The organism is Staphylococcus sp. FSL W8-1268 (genome assembly GCF_038003965.1).
In the GTDB taxonomy this organism is placed as follows: Bacteria; Bacillota; Bacilli; order Staphylococcales; family Staphylococcaceae; genus Staphylococcus; species Staphylococcus hominis.
Genome location: NZ_JBBOQE010000001.1, coordinates 1967269 through 1987530, shown reverse-complemented (window position 1 = coordinate 1987530; position 20262 = coordinate 1967269). Strand labels below are relative to the sequence as shown.

Below are 20262 nucleotides of genomic sequence, written 5' to 3'. Positions count from 1 at the left end.
TGTTTATAGCGTTAAATATGTTTTAGTGGGTATAGTAAATACTAAGGGAGGTGCCGATATGAAAAAAATTGAAACGTTTAATCAAATAAAGATAGCTTATCAAGATGTAGGTACAGGCATTCCCGTTATTTTAATTCATGGTTTAGATGGTAATTTAGCTGGGTTTTACTCATTAAAAAAAGAGTTGAAAAAACACTATAGAGTCATTGTTTACGATGTGAGAGGTCATGGAAAATCTACACATCCTATGAGTTATAACTTAAATGATCACATTAAAGATTTAACTATGTTAATGCGGCAATTAGGTATTAAAAGCGCACATTTATTAGGGCATGATATGGGTGGAATGATTGCACAAGCTTTTACCGAAAAATATAAAGATAAAGTGCGATCTTTAACAATTATATCTTCTAAATCTGAAGATATTGTTCATGGTTTTACAAAGTTAATGATTGAGCACCAAGATAAAGTAGCGGGGTTTAATAAATCTGAAGCGTTACTTATATTATTTCCATATATTTATAAGAAAAATGATGTTGCAATGAAGTGGTTTCAACGTCAACGCTTATATAGTAAACAAGACGATGAAGATAGTGCAGTAGCATCAAGAGCCTTATTAGATACAGAGAATCAATCAAATACAGTCACACATGAGATCAATGTTCCAACTATGATAGTAGATGGACGTTATGACCCAATTATTATCAATAAAGAGAATCAACAGTTTGAAAATCAATTTAAAAATATAAATTATGTTTTATTTAATGAATCAGGGCATGCACCTCATATAGAAGAAGAAGAGAAATTTTTAACATTATATTTAAATTTTGTAGAAAAAAATGATGTATCTAATACTACAAATCTATTGATATAAAATTGTAAGCATAGAGTCAAAATTATCTATAATCGAATATCTAAGAAAACAGAACAATCTAAAGAGCGGTGTTCTAGATATAAAGAATGATTAAACAATGTTTATAAATATTAGAATGAAGTTATTTTACAGAAAACAACATCATATAATATGAATTATGGCTATAAAAGAGGCCCGTAGACAAATGTTATCTACGGGCTATTATTCTAGGTTTTTTAAGTTCTAGTCTCTTTATGGTTTACTATTATAATTCTGTTTCTTTGTTAGCTTCTTCAATTCGTTTGTTAACTCTATTAAGTAGCTCATCAATTTTTGTACGTTGCGTTGCATTTACAAGAATCAATACTGTTCTTTCATCATGCTCATTACGTTTTTTATCGAAGTAATCTTCTTGAGATAAATTTTTCACTGCTTTTACTACTTGAGGTTGCTTGTAGTTTAAGTGATTAATAATATCTTTTAAATAATATTCTTCTTCTTTACTTTGACTAATATAAGTTAAAACAGCAAATTCTTCAAAGCTGATCGAAAATTCTTTTTTAATAATGCTTTTTAATTTATCTGCATAAGTAATCATTGCTAATAATTCAAAGCAGTCATTGATTTTTGAAATAGCCATTTTAAGACCTCCCCAACTAATATTCTCTCTATTTTTTATGCATCCGTTAAATTTATCTATATATAACGTCATCTATTAGTTTAAAAAAGCTATTAATAATTTAGATTAAATAAATTAATTTAATTCTATGTTATTTAGTTAATTATAACTAAATAAAATTAGAAAGTAAACGAAAATGTACTTAATAAAACAATGTTTTGATTAATTAATACTTTGTTTATAAAAATAAGCAAATTTTATAAAAGATTTAATTAAGAACAATTATTATGATGCCCCATATTATAAAATTAAAGTTTAATATACTAAAACAAAAGATTATTCGGTGCTTTCTAACAAAGATGCAGAAGGATGCGTAATAATTTTATCTCCAATATTTAATCCATTGGATACCATAATATACCCACTTTTTTTACTTTTAATATATTTAATATTTCTTTTTATAATTTTTTTATTATGTATAACTAGAACATAATTTTTATTGTAAATGACTTTATCGGGTAATTCATATTCTGTTGTTCCTAAGTGAAGATCAAAATGGTATCCAATAGGGTAGGAAGGATCTGTAGAAATATCTACATAATAAAAAGAGGAAGAGGTCTCAGTTTTATAAGGAATAGAAGAAATAGATAAAATTTTCCCTTCAAATTGCCTAGTGTTTTTAATAGAAACTTGAACAAGTTGATTATTTTTAAGTTGTTTAAGTTGAGATTCCTTGATTTTAGCATGAATGATTCGTTCATCACTATTAATTTGCATAATTTCAGTATGAGATTTTGAAGGGAAAGGCTGAAGTACAGTGACTCGACCTTTAATAGGAGCATAAATGCGTGTTTGAAGTTGTTGTTGTAAATTGAGTATATCATTAGATAATTGAACTTGTTGGTTGAAGTTATCGGAGGATATTTTATTTGAGTGTTGTATTGAAGATAAAAGTTTCTTTTTTGCAAGAATATGTTTTTCGATGTGTGGATTATAATATTTAAATATGGGTGTATCTTTAGATATAATCTCGTTATTTTTTACTAGAATATCTGAACTAATACCTAATGAGGGCTCATAATAAAGTGTATAACTTTGTTTAGCTTGCTGAACGCCTTGAAAAGAAAGAGGGTAATGAGGTTTTACAGTCATCGTTTCTATTTTGCTTAAATGAGTCGTTTTAGGAATTTTAGAATAAATATAAAATCCAAACAAAATAATAAGGATAAGGAGGAGAGTTAGCATTATTGATAAGGGGGATAAAAACTTTTTCAAATATAATCACCTCTAAACATTAATATGCATTTATTATACAAGTTTAGAGCTAAATACAACATAACGAAATGATGACATCAAAAAAGTCTTCTCAATTATTGCATTAAGAAGACGAAGATTTAGATAAAAGTTTAATTTTAGTAGCCATTAAAATAAACGTAATAAAACAATACCAATTGCTATAGCGATTAATCCTATAAATTTACGGAAAGTCATTTCATTTTTAGGTACACCAATGCCAAAGTGATCAATAATGACGCCCATTATCATTTGGCCAAGCATTGCGACAATAGTTGTAAGAGCAGCACCTAAATAGGGCATTAATATAATATTAGATGTAACGAATACGACGCCTAAAATCCCACCAATAAAATAGAGTGGTTTAATACGACCGAGATGCTGTTGTGATAGTTTAATTTTTAGACTTCTATTAAATATTATTGTTAGAATAAATAACGCAATAGTTCCAATAGTAAAAGAAACTAGTGCAGCGAATAAAGAAGAATCCATTTGCTTTGAAAGCCCGCTATTGATTGTAGTTTGTAGTGGAGGCGCAAATCCGAAAATAAAGCCAATTAACAACCAAATATAAAGTGAGATATTTCTTTTATCTTTAAGTTTATTTTTAGGTAGATGGTTCATAAGAAGAATTCCAAATAATAAAACGAGAATCCCCACACCTTTTAAAAAAGTAAAAGATGTTTGATTGGCCCCAAGTAACCCCAACGTATCAATCATAACACCCATTATGATTTGACCAGCAACTGTCATCACAACCGTAAGTGCTGCACCTAATCTTGGAAGAAGTAATAAGTTACCTGTTAAGAAACATACACCAAGCAAGCCACCAACCCACCAATGATAATCAATAGAGTGACCAGCATAAAATGAGCTTGAGAACATTTGGATATTAAAAATGATATTAAGTATTAATAAAAATAGAGTTCCTACAAAAAAAGAAATCGTAGAGGCATAAAAAGATGACTCTGTAAATCGACCTAATCTAGAATTAATCGATGTTTGAATAGGAACCATCATACCAGCAATAATTCCAAGTACAAATAAAAAAAGCAAACGTAATTCCTCCATTATTTTTACTATCAAATACGATTATTATACGTAAATTTATAAAAAAATTCTATACTAAAAAAAGAGAACGGATAAAACTCTTTTAGAACGCTTTATCCATTCTCAATCTACTATGTCAATTAATTTAATTCAAATAAAACTGTTGTTGTTTTATCTACAATCTGAGCTGAAGCGACTTTGCTTGGAGCGCCACTGGTAAATCTTAAAACATCTAATTTAACGATATTTTCCATTGCTGATTGTACATTAGCCTCTGTTATTGTTGCTGAAATTTGTGGTAATTGTAACTTAGCTGTTTTGTTTAGATTTGTCTTAAATATGAGTTCTAAAGTTTTTGACATTGTTCATACCTCCTTTTTAATAAAATCATTCATTAAACTAATCCTTGGGTTTTTACAACTTCAACTTTATCGAAAGATTCTTCAATCAAATTTGAAATTGTTGTTACAAATGATTTGATGTCTGCTTCAGAAGCACGTGTATTAATGTTATTAAATCGACGTTTAATTTCTTTAGCTTTTCCATTTGTATCATGTGTAACGTGAGTACAAATAACAGATAACTGAGTAATTTCGTTCATCTTACTTTCACCTCCTTACACTTTATATATCGAAAATATTTTTAAAAAAAGTAACTTAAAATCAAAAAAAGTTGAGCGAAATATTTCAATGTTACTAAAATATGATATATCATTAAATAAGAAACTTTTTTGAGGTGGATAAATGAATTATGTAGAACCTATTAAGAAAAAGAATGATATTAAGAAGATGTATCACGTGTTACAAATGAAATCAGACAGAGATTATCTTTTATTTAAACTGGCGATACATACAGGTATGCGACTTACTGACTTATTACATCTTAAAGTTGAAGATATAAAGAATAAGGAAAATAAAGAAATAAAGACAGCTTGGATTCAACAAAGCGCTCCATTTATCAAAATTATGATACCTTCTGATTTAAGAAATGAATTTGATACATATATCTATGAAAATCAGTTGAAAGATCATCATCTTTTATTTCAGTCTCTTCGTACACATAAAGAACTTTCACGTCAGCAAGCTTATCGAATTATTCACCACGCAGCTAAAGAATTAGGCCTTTTACATATTGGTTTAACTACTCTACGTAAAACTTTTGCATATCATGCTTATAAATCGGGTATTTCTATTGCGATTATTCAAAAATATTTAGGACACCAGACTACGCATGAAACTTTGAAATTTATTGGCTTGTCACCTAAAGAAGATCATCATACAATTATTGCTTTAAATTTATAAAAAGGAGGGCTTTGATGAGTTTAATTTATTTACTAGGGGCACTTTTACTAATCATAGGTATGGTTCTAATCACTTTATTTATTAGACCTCTAAGACGCTATGCAGGATATATTTCCCTATTGGCTCCAGTGATTGCTTCTGTTTACTTCTTATCTCAAATTCCTAATGTACTTCATCAGAAAGTGATTTCTTTTAAACTAGCTTGGATGCCAGCCATTGATTTGAATTTAGATTTAAGACTAGATGGACTTGGATTAATGTTTGCTTTAATTATTTCTATTATAGGGATAGCTGTTTTCTTTTACGCTACCCAATATTTAACACCTAATGGTGATAACTTACCTAGATTCTTCATATACTTACTTTTATTTATGTTTAGTATGTTAGGTATAGTAATATCTAATAATACCATCCTTATGTATATCTTCTGGGAACTCACAAGTGTTTCATCTTTCTTACTTATTTCGTATTGGTATAGTAATGCAAATAGTCAGCTAGGTGCAATACAGTCGTTTATGATTACGGTATTTGGCGGCTTAACATTATTAACAGGTTTTATTATGTTGTACATAATGACAGGTACGAATACAATTACTGAAATTTTATCGCAAGGTCATCATATTAGCGAGCATCCTTTATTTATTCCAATGATTATTATGATGCTTATTGGAGCTTTCACAAAATCAGCTCAATTTCCATTTCATATTTGGTTACCTAAAGCTATGGCTGCCCCAACCCCTGTAAGTGCCTATCTACATTCAGCAACAATGGTTAAAGCAGGTATATTTTTACTTTTTAGATTCACACCTGTATTAGGCTTAAGTAATAGTTATATTTATATTGTTACTTTTGTAGGATTAATCACAATGATGTTTGGATCTCTTACTGCTTTAAGACAATACGATTTGAAAGGAATTCTCGCCTATTCTACAGTTAGTCAACTTGGGATGATTATGACAATGGTTGGTTTAGGTGGAGGTATTGCGCAGCATCCAAGCGGACCAATGGCTAAAATTTACACATTAATTTTATTTGCAGGCTTGTTCCATGTCATGAATCATGCATTATTTAAATGTACGTTATTTATGGGTGTAGGTATTATTGATCATGAAGCGGGCACAAGAGATATTAGAAAATTAAATGGCATGAGAAAATTCTTTCCTAAAATGCACGTGAGTATGACGCTTGCAGCATTTTCAATGGCGGGAGTACCATTTTTAAATGGTTTTTTAAGTAAAGAAATGTTTTTTGATTCTTTAGTTAAATCTATTGAATTAGAGCAATTTAGTTTAACTTTAACTATCATAATTGTGGCATTAGGCGTGATTGCAAGTATATTCACGTTTGTCTATGCAGTTTACATGCTAAAAGAAACATATTGGGGAGAATTTAATGAAAAAGAAGTTCCTAAAAAGCATATTCATGAGCCATGGTTGTTCAGTTTACCAGCAATGATCTTTGCTGTAATGCTACCTGTTATCTTCTTTATCCCAAATACCTTTACGCATCCGATTGTTTTACCTGCATTAAGAAATGTCACAAACTTAGGTATCCAAGTCGATAAGATGGCACCACATGTATCCCAGTGGCATGGCATTAATTTACCGCTTATTTTTAGTATCATTGTTATTATTTTAGGAATTATTTTAGCAACAAAAGTAAATTGGAAAGTGTTAACGCATCGCTTAATCAAAACAGCGTCTATTACAAATTCCTATCGTAAAGCTTATAGTGTATTTGAACATTATGCTGGCTGTAGTATTCGTGGTGTAATGACGAACCGATTAAACTACTATAATGTGATTACACTTTTAGTGTTTTCACTATTTGTAGCGTATGGCTTTTTAAGAGTAGGGTTTCCTAAACTACATCTAATGCATGTTACTGACTTTGGACCTTTAGAAGTACTGCTTGCTATTTCAATCAGTGTTGTTGGTATAGCACTTGTCTTTATAAGACAACGTTTAACGATGGTAATATTAAATGGAATTATTGGCTATTCAGTTGCATTATTTTATTTGATCATGAGAGCACCTGATTTAGCTTTAACACAACTTGTGGTAGAGACGATGACTACAATATTATTCATTGTTAGTTTTTCACGCTTACCAAATATTTCACGTAAGAAAGCAGATAAGAAAAAAGAAATTATGAAAATTGTTGTAGCGTTCATTTTTGCAGGCGCAGTGGTAACCCTTGTGTTTATGGCACAACAAGGTGATGGTTTAGAAACAATTTCTAAATATTATATGAATGCAAAAGAACTCACAGGTGGTAAAAATATTGTGAATGCCATTTTAGGTGATTTTAGAGCGCTTGATACTATGTTTGAAGGTTTGGTATTAATTATTGCTGGTTTAGGTATTTATACATTATTAAATTACAAAGATCGGAGGGGTCAAGATGAAAGAAAATGACGTAGTCTTAAAAACAGTAACTAAAATTGTTGTATTCATTTTACTTACTTTTGGTTTTTACATTTATTTAGCGGGTCATAATAATCCAGGAGGAGGATTTATTGGTGGTCTCGTCTTTAGCTCAGCTTTTATCTTGATGTTTTTAGCTTTCGATGTAAAAAAAGTATTGGACAGTTTACCTATCGACTTTAGAAAATTAATGATTATTGGAGCGCTTATTTCTTTAATCACAGCAATTGCGCCTACCTTTTTTGGCCAACCATTTTTATATCAAAGTGAATTTACACTTCATTTACCAATATTTAATGAAATGCATATTACTACAGTGACGATTTTCGAATTAGGCATAGTACTTTCAGTAGTGGGTGTAATTGTCACAATTATGTTGGCATTGAGTGGGGGTAAATCATGAATCTTATTTTATTACTTATCATAGGATTTCTCGTATTCTTAGCGACATACATGATATTATCTTTAAATTTAATTCGGATTATTGTAGGGATTTCGATTTATACGCATGCTGGTAATTTGATTATTATGAGTATGGGTCATTATAGTGACCACGTAACAGAACCACTTATTCGTGGTTCAAATACCAATTATGTCGATCCATTATTACAAGCACTTGTTTTAACTGCAATTGTTATTGGATTTGGTATGACAGCTTTCTTACTTGTATTAGTTTATCGAACATATCGTGTTACAAAAGAATCAGAAATTGATGTGCTTAGGGAGGATGAAGATGATGAACAGTAACTTATTAATCCTTCCGATTCTCTTACCACTTCTTTGTGCATTATTACTTGTATTTACGAAGAATAAAAATAGAGTTTCGAAGATTTTATATATTGGAACAATGACGGTTAATACGCTTATTTCGCTAGCTTTATTGATTTATGTGATGAATCATAAACCAATCACTTTAGATTTTGGTGGTTGGAAAGCACCTTTTGGTATTCAATTTTTAGGTGATACTTTAAGTTTACTCATGGTAACAGTCGCTTCTTTTGTAGTGACTTTAATTATGGCGTATGGATTTGGACCTGCTGAAGAACGTGTGAATCGCTATTATTTACCAACATTTATTTTATTTTTAACTACCGGTGTGATTGGTGCTTTTTTAACTTCTGATTTATTTAACCTCTATGTGATGTTCGAAATTATGTTGCTTGCATCATTTGTGCTTGTAACATTAGGACAATCAATAGAACAATTAAGAGCAGCCATTGTCTATGTTGTTTTAAATATTATTGGTTCTTGGTTATTTTTATTAGGTATTGGCTTACTTTACAAATTAGTAGGGACATTAAACTTTTCTCAAGTTGCATTACGCTTAGATGATATTCACAATAATGAAATGGTAGTGGTCATTGCAATTGTATTTATGATTGCATTTGGCTCAAAAGCATCGTTAGTTTTATTTATGTGGTTACCTAAAGCTTATGCAGTATTAAATACTGAGCTCGCAGCTTTATTTGCAGCTTTAATGACGAAAGTGGGAGCATATGCTTTAATTCGTTTCTTTACTTTATTATTTGATCAACATCCAAATATTACACACCCCATACTTGTATTTATGTCTTGTATTACGATGATTATTGGTGCTTTTGGAGTCATTGCATTTAAAGACATAAAGAAAATTGCAGCATATCAAGTTATTTTATCAATTGGTTTTATTATTTTAGGCTTAGGATCAAATACATTTGCTGGAATTCATGGTGCTATTTTTTATCTAACAAATGATATTGTAGTAAAGACATTATTATTCTTTATTATTGGTAGTTTAGTTTATATGTCTGGTTATAGAGAATATAAGTATTTATATGGTTTGGCAAAGAGAGAGCCTTTCTTTGGCGTAGCATTTATCGTTATGATTTTCGCGATTGGCGGAGTTCCTCCATTTAGTGGGTTCCCTGGTAAAGTGCTTATTTTTCAAGGTGCGGTTCAAAATGGTAATTATATTGGATTAGCGCTCATGATTTTAACAAGTCTTTTAGCAATGTATAGTCTATTTAGAATACTATTTATTATGTACTTTGGAGATGCAGATGGCGAGCAAGTTGATTACAACCCATTGCCTGTTCATCGAAAATGTATGATTGGCATACTAACTGTAGTTGTACTAGTTATGGGTCTTGCGGCACCAATTGTTATGAATGTTACTAAAAATGCAACAGAGTTAAATACAAATGATGCTTACTTCCATCACTTAGTTAATCCACATTTAAAGGAGGAGAATAAATGAGACAAATTGTATTGAATATCTTAATTGCTTTTCTATGGGTACTCTTTCAAGACCAAGGTTCTTTTTTATTCTCTACCTTTGTATCTGGCTATCTTATAGGATTAATTATCATTTATATACTTCATCGATTCTTTGGTCAAGAATTTTATTTAGTAAAAATATGGGTAGCTATTAAGTTTTTAGCCATATATTTGTATCAGTTAATTACTTCAAGTCTTAGTATCATTAAATATATTTTATTTAAAACAAAAGATATGAATCCTGGTCTTCTCACATATGAAACAGAGTTAAAAAGTGATTGGGCCATTACATTTTTAACCATTTTAATTATTATTACGCCTGGATCGACAGTGATTAGAATTTCAAAATTAACCAATAAATTTTTTATTCATAGTATAGACATTTCTGAAAATGAAAAAGCTAATTTGTTAAAAAGTATTAAACAATATGAACGTTTAATTATGGAGGTGTCACGATGATCCAAGCGATGACTAACTTTTTTAGTACAGGAGCTTTAATATTATTTGGTATTGCATTTATTATTGGATTGTTTCGTTTGATTAAAGGTCCTACAACAGCAGACAGAGTCGTAGCATTTGATGCAGCCAGTGCTGTAATTATGTGCATTGTTGGGGTGGTTAGCGTGATTTATGGTACTGATGCGTATTTAGATTCAATTATGTTAATTGCGATTATTTCATTTGTAAGCTCTGTATCTATTTCTAGATTTATTGGAGGAGGTCGGGTATTCAATGGAACTCATAAAAAGCGTCACTGAGTTGATTGCGTCTATCCTTATTTTTCTAGGAAGTATTATTGCAGTGATTAGTGCAATAGGCATTGTAAAATTTCAAGATGTTTTTTTACGTAGTCATGCTTCCACGAAAAGTTCAACGCTTTCTGTATTACTTACTTTAATCGGGGTATTAATATACTTTACAACGGTGCAAGGTTTCTTTAGTGTTCGTTTATTATTATCCATTGTCTTTATTAATTTAACGTCTGCTGTTGGTATGCACCTTGTTGCTAGAGCAGCTTATCGAACTGGAGCATACATGTATAGAAAAGATGATGCACCAAGACAATCTTCCATTTTATTAAGTTCAAAAGAATTTAATACAAGAGAGGAGTTAAAAAGTCGTGCTAAAAAAAGAGAAGAACAACGAGAAAAACTGTATTATGATATTAAAAACCATAGAGCTGAAGAAAGAAAACAACAAGGTGATAAAAATATTGAAGATTTAGAAGAATAATTGTATATCTTAATAATTTTTAAATGAATTATTTTGAAAGTGCAAGTTAGTTAATCTGAATATAGTTTAATGATAAAATTGATATTGAATTGAGAGCATAAAAACGGTAGATAATAACTATATACGTTTAAAATAAATAAGATGATAATGTATCTTATATCTCAAATTAAATATGAAATAATGGGGTGAAAGTTTGGAAATATTTGAAACGATTCTCATATTTCTAGCTGTTGTTATTGTAAGCTCCTTTGTTCATACTTTTATTCCTAAAGTACCTCTTGCATTTATTCAAATCATATTAGGAATGATCCTCTTTATATTGCCTGTACCAGTTGAATTCAATTTTGATTCTGAACTCTTTATGCTAGCGACCATTGCACCTTTATTATTTGTTGAAGGTGTTAATGTATCTAGGGTACATTTACGAAGATATATTAAACCTGTCATGTTAATGGCATTAGGTTTAGTAATTACTACCGTCATAGGTGTAGGGTTATTTATTCACTTAGTATGGCCAGATTTACCAATTGGTGCAGCGTTTGCGATTGCCGCAATTCTCTGTCCTACCGATGCTCCGGCAGTGCAAGCTATTACTCAAGGTAAAGTATTACCAAAAGGTGCAATGACGATTTTAGAAGGTGAGTCTTTATTAAATGATGCTGCAGGTATCATTTCATTTAAAATAGCAGTAGGGATACTTGTTACTGGCGCTTTCTCATTATTTGAAGCGATTCAACAATTCTTAATTGCTTCAATAGGAGGGGCCATTGTAGGATTGTTCATCGGTATATTACTTGTTCGATTCCGTCTAACGTTAACACGACGTGGTATTGAAAATATTAATATGTTTGTATTTCTTCAATTGTTAACACCATTTGTAACCTATCTTGTGGCAGAATTATTCCATGCTTCAGGTATTATTGCTGCTGTAGTAGCCGGACTTGTTCATGGTTTTGAACGTGACCGTATTGCTCAAACACGTACACGCCTTCAACTAAGTTATAACCATACGTGGAATATTTTAGGCTATGCACTAAATGGTTTTGTATTCTCGATACTTGGTTTCTTAGTGCCGGAAGTCATTGTAAAAATTATTAAAAGTGAACCACATAACTTACTTTTCTTAATAGGAATTACTTTATTAGTAGCATTGGCTGTATATGTATTTAGATTTATTTGGGTTTATGTACTATATCCTTTATTTTATCTATCAGTCAGTCCATTCCAAAAATTAATGAATGATGAGGGGACAAATACGAAAGAGAAACCACCTAAACGAAGTATGTATGCGTTAATTATGACATTTTGTGGTGTTCATGGAACAATTTCACTTGCCATCGCATTAACGTTACCTTACTATTTACAAAATCATGAAGCCTTTAAGTATCGTAATGATTTACTTTTTATTTCTTCAGGAATGGTTATCTTAAGCTTGGTCATTGCACAAATCATTTTACCTTTTGTTACGAAAAATGCACCTCAACCTAAAATAGGAAGTATGAATTTTAAAGAAGCAAGAATTTATATTTTAGAACACGTGATTGATTATTTAAACAAACATTCCTCCTTTGAAACAAGCTATCGATATGGAAATGTTATTAAAGAATATCATGATAAATTAACTTTCCTAAAATCAGTAGAAAAAGATGACGAGAATTCAAAAGAGCTTGAACGTTTACAACGCATTGCTTTTAACGTAGAAACAAAAACACTTGAAAAATTAGCAGATGAAGGCGAAATTACGGAAAGCATGCTAGAAAACTATATGCGTTTTGCTGAACGTACACAAGTTTATAGACAAGCTTCACTCATTCGTCGTATTATTGTTGGAATTAGAGGATTACTTTTGAAACGTCATATTCGTACACGTACAAATGCAGCTTCATCATTAAGTGTTACTGAAAACTTAATGGAACTTTCTAAAATCAATAAAAGAGTCCATTATAATGTTGTAAGCCGACTTGTGGAGGAGGCAAATGAAGACAATAAATTAGAAGTGGGTATGATATGTGATGGATATTTAATGAGAATAGACAACTTATCACCATCTAACTTCTTTAACACACGTTCTGAAGATTCAATTACTAAAATTAAGTTGAATGCTTTAAGAGAGCAACGTCGTATTTTAACTGAACTTATTAGTGATGAAGAGATTACAGAAGCGACAGCTTTAAAATTACGTGAGGCAATTAACTATGATGAAATGGTTATTGTAGACAGTTTAACTGACTAATTTAATAATTCAATAATGATTAATACTAAACCTAAGACAACTCGCTATGTCTTAGGTTTTTTTAAGTATAAATGGAAGGTTTAACATTGAAATTTAAGATATATTCCTCTTATTGTAAGATAATATAAGACAATCACATTACGCAACCATTCGTGATACAATAAGATGAAACTGTTTATGAGGTGAAATCATGTTAACTGAAGAAAAAGAGGATTATCTCAAAGCAATTCTAACTAATGGTGGTGATAGCGCTTTCGTTTCAAATAAAATACTATCTCAATATTTAGATATAAAACCACCTTCTGTAAGTGAAATGGTAAGTCGTTTAGAAAAAGCTGGATTTGTTGAAACTAAACATTATAAAGGGGTAAAACTCTCTAAAGAAGGTCTCTCTCATACACTCGATATTATAAAAAGACATCGTTTATTAGAACAATTTTTAATTGAAGTATTAAATTATAATTGGGAAGAAGTACATCAAGAAGCGGAAATTTTAGAGCATAAAATTTCTGACTTATTTTTAGAAAGGATAGATAAACTGTTAAATTATCCTGAAACTTGTCCGCATGGAGGAGTTATTCCAAGAAATTATATTTATAAAGAAAAGTATAATGACTCATTACTTGAATATGATGAAGGAGACATAGTAAACATTAAACGTGTTCGCGATAGAACGGATTTACTTGTTTATCTATCCAGTAAGCACATTTCAATTGGAGATAACATTGAAATAGTATCCAAAGATAAAACCAACAAAGTCATGATTATAAATAATGATACAACTATGACGATTCTAAGTTATGATAATGCAATGAATATATTTGTAGAGAAAAATTAAACAAACGGTCGTCTATTCAATTTGAATATGATGAGCCGTTTTTAAATCATAAATTTGTATATTAAATATAAAGAGAAACCGTTAATCATAATCCAAAATAGACTATAAAATAATGTTGGTAAATGTGTCAATTCAGCTAAAGTATTACCATCCCAATGTGTTTTTACTCTTTGGAAAGTCAATAATATAATTGTCCAACTAGATTGCAAAACTTCTCCTAATAGGACACCTAAGATAAGATGGCATAGGAGGACTACGATATAAAAAATCATAAATTGATTATTGCCTTGCAATAAAAAATACAATAATGAAATTAAAATGATTAAAACGATAATGGGAGACAATTTTCGAGATGTTAAAATAAGGTAATACATAAATATCAAACTATATAAGATTAAAAATAAGCTTGGATAGTTAAAATGAATGGTCCAAAAACCTATCATTAACATGATTGGTGGCATGACATATCCACCTAATGTCGTAATACATTGTCCAGTAACTGATTTAGATTGTGTTATTGCATAGCCTTGTTGTAACGTTTCTTTACGTTCACTAGGGTGTACAACAATGACAAGATCTTTAGCATGCCCCCCACTTAACTTATTAAATAGAATATGACCCATTTCATGAGTCAGTACTGGAATATAATTTAAATAAATATCTAAATATTGATTAAAAGAACAATGTCGATTTTGATGAATAATGATATAAGATATTGCTATAATAATGACTAAATAAATATTTAAGATAACAGTCGTAGTTAAAAATTGTTGCAAATAATCCATAATCAACCTCACGTTAATAGTGTGACTTCTATTATAAATCATTAAGATAAACTGGTCCTTTAGACTTTAGACGTATTTTTGAATACAATGGCAAAAATAATATATGATGAATAAGTTGAGGTTATTATAAATTCATTACAACATATAAAGAGAGTAAGAAAGCAGGGAGTTAACGTAAATGTATAGTTCAAAAAAGAAAAAAAACGATAAAGTAGATATATTAGGCGTACAATTCGATAATGTGACAATGTTGGATATGGTTGAAAATATTAAACATTTTTTTGAAAATAATACAAATGATAACTTGTTTATTGTAACTGCTAATCCTGAAATCGTAGTGTATGCTTCTGAACATGTAACCTATCGAAAGCTTATAAATAGTGCAAGTTATATCATTGCGGATGGTACAGGTGTAGTTAAAGCTTCTAATAGATTAAAACAACCATTAAAGCGACGTGTACCAGGTATTGAACTTATGGAAGAATGTATTAAAGTTGCACACGAGCAAAGTCAAAAGGTATATTTGTTAGGATCAAAAAATGAAATTGTTGCGCAAGCACAACACAAATTACAACAGAAATATCCTAATGTTACTTTTGAGTATCATCATGGGTATATTGACCTATCAGATGAAACTGTAGTGAAAAGAATTCAACGTTTCAATCCTGACTATTTGTTTGTTGGAATGGGTGTTCCAAAACAAGAAGAATGGATTCAAAAAAATGAAAGTAATTTTAAGCATACAGTAATGATGGGCGTAGGTGGCTCATTAGAAGTGTTTAGTGGTACTAAAAAAAGAGCGCCTCGTCTTTTTAGAAATTTAAATATGGAATGGGTCTACCGATTACTTATTGATTGGAAGCGAATAGGTCGTATAAAAAGTATTCCTAAATTTATGTTTAAAGTTTGGAAATTGCAGAATAAGAAGAAAAAATAAAAGAGGATGAGACTTAAGCCTATGAATCACTTAGGTCTCTACCTCTTTTACTTTACAACAAAACGTTTTTCATCAAGTTGTTGTCTAAATGCTTTTTGATCTTTTTTAGATTTTTTCTTAAAATCTTTTAAAAATTGCTCATATTTAGGTAACACTGTATCTAATTCACCAAATTCTTTTAGCTTTCCACCTTCAATCCAAGCGATTTTAGTACAGAATTCACGCACTTGTCTGATATTATGACTTACAAAGAAAATCGTTTTATTTGCTTCTTTAAACTCATATATTTTATCTAAACATTTTTGAGTAAATGTTTGATCGCCAACAGATAGTGCTTCATCGATAACTAAAATGTCAGGATTAATAGTTACATTGATAGAGAAACCGAGTTTCGCACGCATACCGCTTGAATAGTTTTTAACAGGTTGATAAATGAATTCGCCAAGCTCACTAAATTCAATAACTTGAGGCATAAGTCTTTTAATTTCTTTCTTTTTAAACCCCATACAAAGCATTTTAAATTCAATATTTTCAATGCCCGTCAGTTTCCCATTTAAACCGGCATTAATGGCGATGACACTTACTTCACCATGACGATCTATATTTCCAGAACTTGGAGATAATGAACCACCAATCATATTGCTTAACGTGGATTTTCCTGAACCATTTATACCTACTAAACCAATCACATCACCTTCATAAGCAGTAATAGACACATCATTTAAAGCAAAGAAGGTTTTGTTTTTATTTTTAGGAATTAACGCATCTTTGATACGTTCTTTATTATTGCGATATATTCGATATTCTTTTGTCACATGATTTATGTTAACAGATACGCTCATGATTTTTCCTTTCTTATGATTTATTATATAGATTATAATACATCACTCAATAGTTGTTAAATTTATTAACCTAGTGTAAAGTGTATATGAGATTTTGTATCTTTTTTGTAAACAATATATTAATTTTACTTTCTTTTCTGAGTTAAGTCTATCCTAATAAAATTTTCGACTAATGTGTTGCGTAAATATATAATGGATTTATATGAATCATTTTAAACGTTGATTTAGAAATTTTATAATAAAACGATTTTAATCAGTAGTTAAAGAAATTAAAAGCCATTATGAATTTACAATTGAAAGTGTGGTTTAATTCAATGTCGGCAGTAGGAACTGTTTTTAAAGAACATATAAAAAACTTTTATTTAGTGCAACGACTTGCACAATTTCAAATTAAAATAACAAATACAAATAATTACTTAGGTATGGCTTGGGAATTACTTAACCCAGCACTTCAAATTATGGTGTATTGGTTTGTCTTTGGTATGGGAATTCGTAGTAATCAACCGATACATGGCATTCCATTTATTTTATGGTTACTAGTAGGAATTAGCATGTGGTTCTTTGTTAACCAAGGTATTCTTGAAGGTACGAAATCAGTATCTATGAAATTTAACCAAGTAGCGAAAATGAATTTCCCTTTATCAATTATTCCAACTTATATCGTAACAAGTAAATTTTATGGCCATATTGGCTTATTAGCACTTATTATTGCAATTTGTATGGGAAATGGCATTATGCCGTCTATCCATATTGTACAATTGTTAATTTACGTACCACTAACATTTTTCTTTGTGGCTTCTGTAGCACTTTTTACATCAACACTTGGAATCATTGTTCGTGATACACAGATGATTATGCAAGCATTACTAAGAATTTTATTCTATATGTCTCCTATTTTATGGATACCAAAAGATACTGGAATTAGTAGCGTAATTAATGACATTATGAAATTTAACCCTGTATACTTTTTAGCTGAGTCTTATCGCGCAGCAATTTTATTCCATCAATGGTACTTTATTGAACATTGGAGATTACTTCTTTATAATATTGTGATTATTATAGTATTCTTTGTATTAGGGTCTATATTACATCGTAGATATCGAGATCATTTTGCAGATTTTTTATAAAACGTGTGCTAGATAAATCAATACTTACATTTATTAGTAGAGAGCCTGAAATGTATTAGATTGCATTTCAAGCTCTTTAGCATATATATCATAAATAAATATAAAATATAGACGATGTCGATAGAGATGTATGTGAAAATGATAAGGAGTAGAGACAAAATCAATGTATTTCTGTCCTACTCTTTCTTTATAAATTATTTTATTAACGAGTAAGGGGATTAAATGATGACAAGAGTAGTGATAAAAAATATTTATATGACACTTATTACTATCGTAAACCAAATTTTTAGATTTAAACGACTAAAATCGAATCATATTGCGATTTTAATGACATTTCCCGAAGACGTTATGCCAATAATTGAGCAATTAAATCAGAAAGGGTATGAACTAACCGTCATTGCTAAAGAAAAAGAATGGGCTAAGCTAAAGCAATTTAAAAATGTATCTTTTGTTCCTGCCGGAAATAGTCATATAGTGAGACATATCAAGACGATAAGTACAGCAAAAGTGATTGTGATTGATACATATTATCTTATGCTCGGAGGGTATCATAAGAAAAAAGGACAGACCATCATCCAAACATGGCATGCCTCAGGTGCTTTAAAAAATTTTGGTTTAACGGATCATCAAGTAGATTTAAATAATAAAAAAATGATTCAACAATATAAAAGCGTTTATAATGCTACTGATTATTATTTAGTCGGTGGAGAAGAGATGAGTAGATGTTTTGAAAGTGCATTTGATGCTAAGAGCACTCAAATGCTTAAATTGGGTCTACCTCGATTAACCAAATATTTTAAATTAGACCTTAAGACGGAGCAAAAAAATTTAAAAAAATATTATAATGTTCCCAATAAATTAGCATTATATGTGCCTACTTATCGTGAAAATCAAATGGATAATCGTCAAATAGATAAAATATATTTTGAAAAGCAATTACCCAATTATACTCTCATTAATCAACTTCATCCATCAATTCCTAATAGTGAGCATATTGCGACAACGTCAGAACTAATGATGATGGCTGATATTATTATTAGTGATTATAGCTCCCTACCAATAGAAGCTAGCTTACTCAATAAACCTACATTATTTTATGTGTTTGACGAAAAAGAGTATGAAGAGGTGCGTGGATTGAATCAATTTTATCGCGATATTCCAACATTTTATAAAGTGAAACATATAGATGAATTAGTAACTAAGATTAAATATAATGAAAAAGAAATAAAACCATTATTTAAACATTGGCATAAATATAATAGTGAAAAAAGCTTAGAAAACGTATTAAAATTTATTGAAAAGTTGGTGAAAGAATGAAATTAGCGGTTATTATTCCAGTATATAATGCTGAAAATACAATTCGAAAAGCAGTTAAATCGATTGATACAACACATGATGTAGAAATTATTTGTATTAACGATGGATCAACAGATCGTACAAAACAAGTGTTAACTGAATTGCAAAAAGAAGTTAAACATCTCATTGTTTATCATCAAGACAATCAAGGAGCGGCAAAAAGTAGAAATATGGGTCTTTCTGCAATGTCAGATGATATCGATGCTTTTATGTTCTTAGATGCAGATGATCAATTTTTACCTGGAAAAATGGATCAAATGATTCAATATTATGAGAAAAATGATCATCTAGATATTGTGATTGGGCAAATCGGTAGAGGGATGCATGGTGACTGGAAAGTCATTCCAACACACGAAGACATTCATCGTGAAGCAATGGTTTCTTTAGCAGAAGCGCCAGAAATACTTCAATCTATTGGACCAGGTGGCAAGTTATTCAAAGCTAAATTTAATACACTAAGATTTGATGAAGATGTAGTATTTTGTGAAGAACATACATTTGTCACTCGTGCCTATTTAATGTCAAGGGATATCCAGCTAGTTCCTTTTATCGTATATGGATACAATGAGCGAGAAGGTTCTATTACAGATCAACGTGCAGATACATTTATATCTTACTTAGAAGATGCTAGAAAAGTTCGACGTGAAGTCATGGATATGTTATTACTTGTCAAAGAAAAAGCATATTATAGTTATCGAATGGATGACTTAATTGTCAGCTATCTCATTCAAGCTTATTTAATAAAATACAGTAAAGTGACACTTCAAATTATAGACAAAATCACTCAATATATCAGAGATATGCAACATACAAATTATTCTGGAGAAGCATTGTTTAGAATAGTACAAGCCGTAGAGCAAAGTGCGACTCATTGGACACGTGAGACCTATGAGTTATGGAGACATACACTTATTGAGGTAGGAATTGGGCGACCTGGTTTTTTACGTTTTCAAGCCCAAATAATGCCTAAAAAATTAGTATTTAGTGGAAAGCAATCATTGAAACGTATGATGAATAAGTAAATGATGAAAAGTCATGTCAATATAAAATTAATGGTATGTTAAATATATTTATGCTAAATTAAGATTATTAATTAATGTTAAAAATTTGTAA

The 20262-nt window shown here is 30.2% G+C and carries 22 protein-coding genes; 15 read left to right on the top strand and 7 right to left on the bottom strand.

Features of this window, described 5'->3' with window-relative positions:
- Positions 1–58 precede the first annotated feature (58 nt).
- Positions 59–874, top strand: a complete 816-nt coding sequence (locus NST64_RS10115) for an alpha/beta fold hydrolase (RefSeq protein ID WP_002448923.1) — start codon at positions 59–61, stop codon at positions 872–874.
- 244 nt (positions 875–1118) lie between these two features.
- On the opposite strand, the gene sarA is transcribed toward NST64_RS10115, so the two are convergent.
- The 5 genes from sarA to sroA form a co-directional block, all read right to left on the bottom strand.
- Positions 1119–1493, bottom strand: a complete 375-nt coding sequence (sarA, locus tag NST64_RS10110; RefSeq protein ID WP_002448898.1) for a global transcriptional regulator SarA — start codon at positions 1491–1493, stop codon at positions 1119–1121.
- Between the two features lie 315 nt (positions 1494–1808).
- Positions 1809–2747: an HlyD family efflux transporter periplasmic adaptor subunit gene (locus NST64_RS10105; RefSeq protein WP_002455679.1), complete on the bottom strand. Its 939-nt coding sequence runs from the start codon at positions 2745–2747 to the stop codon at positions 1809–1811.
- Positions 2748–2894: 147 nt separating this feature from the next.
- Complete coding sequence (locus NST64_RS10100; protein WP_077700204.1) at positions 2895–3821, bottom strand: DMT family transporter; 927 nt, start codon at positions 3819–3821, stop codon at positions 2895–2897.
- Positions 3822–3955: 134 nt separating this feature from the next.
- Positions 3956–4177 (bottom strand): DUF2922 domain-containing protein, encoded by a 222-nt coding sequence (locus NST64_RS10095; protein ID WP_002448911.1) that lies wholly within the window; start codon positions 4175–4177, stop codon positions 3956–3958.
- Between the two features lie 32 nt (positions 4178–4209).
- Positions 4210–4416, bottom strand: a complete 207-nt coding sequence (sroA, locus tag NST64_RS10090) for a sigS mRNA-stabilizing protein SroA (RefSeq protein ID WP_002448893.1) — start codon at positions 4414–4416, stop codon at positions 4210–4212.
- Positions 4417–4558: 142 nt separating this feature from the next.
- On the opposite strand from sroA, the gene NST64_RS10085 reads away from it, so the two are divergent.
- The 10 genes from NST64_RS10085 (at position 4559) to NST64_RS10040 (ending at position 14102) form a co-directional block, all read left to right on the top strand.
- Positions 4559–5116, top strand: coding sequence for a tyrosine-type recombinase/integrase (locus NST64_RS10085; RefSeq protein WP_049334992.1), 558 nt, complete (start codon positions 4559–4561; stop codon positions 5114–5116).
- A 14-nt stretch (positions 5117–5130) separates the two neighbouring features.
- Positions 5131–7533: a DUF4040 family protein gene (locus NST64_RS10080; RefSeq protein WP_107632467.1), complete on the top strand. Its 2403-nt coding sequence runs from the start codon at positions 5131–5133 to the stop codon at positions 7531–7533.
- On the top strand, positions 7520–7945 hold the full coding sequence (gene mnhB2 / locus NST64_RS10075) for a Na+/H+ antiporter Mnh2 subunit B (protein WP_107632466.1): 426 nt from the start codon (positions 7520–7522) through the stop codon (positions 7943–7945). Before NST64_RS10080 ends, mnhB2 begins: the two co-directional genes overlap by 14 nt.
- On the top strand, positions 7942–8289 hold the full coding sequence (mnhC2, locus tag NST64_RS10070) for a Na+/H+ antiporter Mnh2 subunit C (RefSeq protein ID WP_002448875.1): 348 nt from the start codon (positions 7942–7944) through the stop codon (positions 8287–8289). The genes mnhB2 and mnhC2 overlap by 4 nt, the downstream gene beginning before the upstream one ends.
- Positions 8279–9778 carry a Na+/H+ antiporter Mnh2 subunit D gene (mnhD2, locus tag NST64_RS10065; protein WP_061544202.1) on the top strand — a complete coding sequence of 500 codons (1500 nt, stop codon included), beginning with the start codon at positions 8279–8281 and terminating at the stop codon, positions 9776–9778. The genes mnhC2 and mnhD2 overlap by 11 nt, the downstream gene beginning before the upstream one ends.
- Entirely contained in the window at positions 9775–10257 is a 483-nt protein-coding gene (mnhE2, locus tag NST64_RS10060) for a Na+/H+ antiporter Mnh2 subunit E (protein WP_002449146.1), read from the top strand. Before mnhD2 ends, mnhE2 begins: the two co-directional genes overlap by 4 nt.
- Positions 10254–10556 carry a Na+/H+ antiporter Mnh2 subunit F gene (mnhF2, locus tag NST64_RS10055; RefSeq protein WP_002449139.1) on the top strand — a complete coding sequence of 101 codons (303 nt, stop codon included), beginning with the start codon at positions 10254–10256 and terminating at the stop codon, positions 10554–10556. Before mnhE2 ends, mnhF2 begins: the two co-directional genes overlap by 4 nt.
- On the top strand, positions 10531–11031 hold the full coding sequence (locus tag NST64_RS10050) for a Na+/H+ antiporter subunit G (RefSeq protein WP_002449128.1): 501 nt from the start codon (positions 10531–10533) through the stop codon (positions 11029–11031). The genes mnhF2 and NST64_RS10050 overlap by 26 nt, the downstream gene beginning before the upstream one ends.
- 193 nt (positions 11032–11224) lie before the next feature.
- Positions 11225–13264 carry a cation:proton antiporter gene (locus NST64_RS10045; protein ID WP_002449154.1) on the top strand — a complete coding sequence of 680 codons (2040 nt, stop codon included), beginning with the start codon at positions 11225–11227 and terminating at the stop codon, positions 13262–13264.
- A 190-nt stretch (positions 13265–13454) separates the two neighbouring features.
- Positions 13455–14102 carry a metal-dependent transcriptional regulator gene (locus NST64_RS10040; protein WP_002449140.1) on the top strand — a complete coding sequence of 216 codons (648 nt, stop codon included), beginning with the start codon at positions 13455–13457 and terminating at the stop codon, positions 14100–14102.
- A 41-nt stretch (positions 14103–14143) separates the two neighbouring features.
- Here the strand turns inward: NST64_RS10040 and NST64_RS10035 are convergent, their stop codons facing one another.
- Positions 14144–14887: a M50 family metallopeptidase gene (locus NST64_RS10035; protein WP_002449144.1), complete on the bottom strand. Its 744-nt coding sequence runs from the start codon at positions 14885–14887 to the stop codon at positions 14144–14146.
- 178 nt (positions 14888–15065) lie between these two features.
- Between NST64_RS10035 and tarA the strand changes: the two genes are divergently transcribed.
- Positions 15066–15824, top strand: coding sequence for an N-acetylglucosaminyldiphosphoundecaprenol N-acetyl-beta-D-mannosaminyltransferase TarA (gene tarA / locus NST64_RS10030; protein ID WP_002455672.1), 759 nt, complete (start codon positions 15066–15068; stop codon positions 15822–15824).
- Between the two features lie 47 nt (positions 15825–15871).
- Here tarA and tagH read toward each other — a convergent pair whose 3' ends face one another.
- Positions 15872–16666, bottom strand: a complete 795-nt coding sequence (gene tagH, locus NST64_RS10025) for a teichoic acids export ABC transporter ATP-binding subunit TagH (RefSeq protein ID WP_002449138.1) — start codon at positions 16664–16666, stop codon at positions 15872–15874.
- 314 nt (positions 16667–16980) lie between these two features.
- Here tagH and NST64_RS10020 point away from each other — a divergent pair, with 314 nt between their 5' ends.
- From NST64_RS10020 to NST64_RS10010, 3 genes are all read left to right on the top strand, one after another.
- A complete protein-coding gene (locus tag NST64_RS10020) occupies positions 16981–17793 on the top strand; it encodes an ABC transporter permease (protein ID WP_002449143.1) in 813 nt (270 codons plus the stop codon).
- Between the two features lie 222 nt (positions 17794–18015).
- Entirely contained in the window at positions 18016–19110 is a 1095-nt protein-coding gene (gene tarB, locus NST64_RS10015; RefSeq protein WP_049418574.1) for a teichoic acid glycerol-phosphate primase TarB, read from the top strand.
- On the top strand, positions 19107–20171 hold the full coding sequence (locus NST64_RS10010; protein WP_002449133.1) for a glycosyltransferase family 2 protein: 1065 nt from the start codon (positions 19107–19109) through the stop codon (positions 20169–20171). Before tarB ends, NST64_RS10010 begins: the two co-directional genes overlap by 4 nt.
- Positions 20172–20262: the final 91 nt, after the last annotated feature.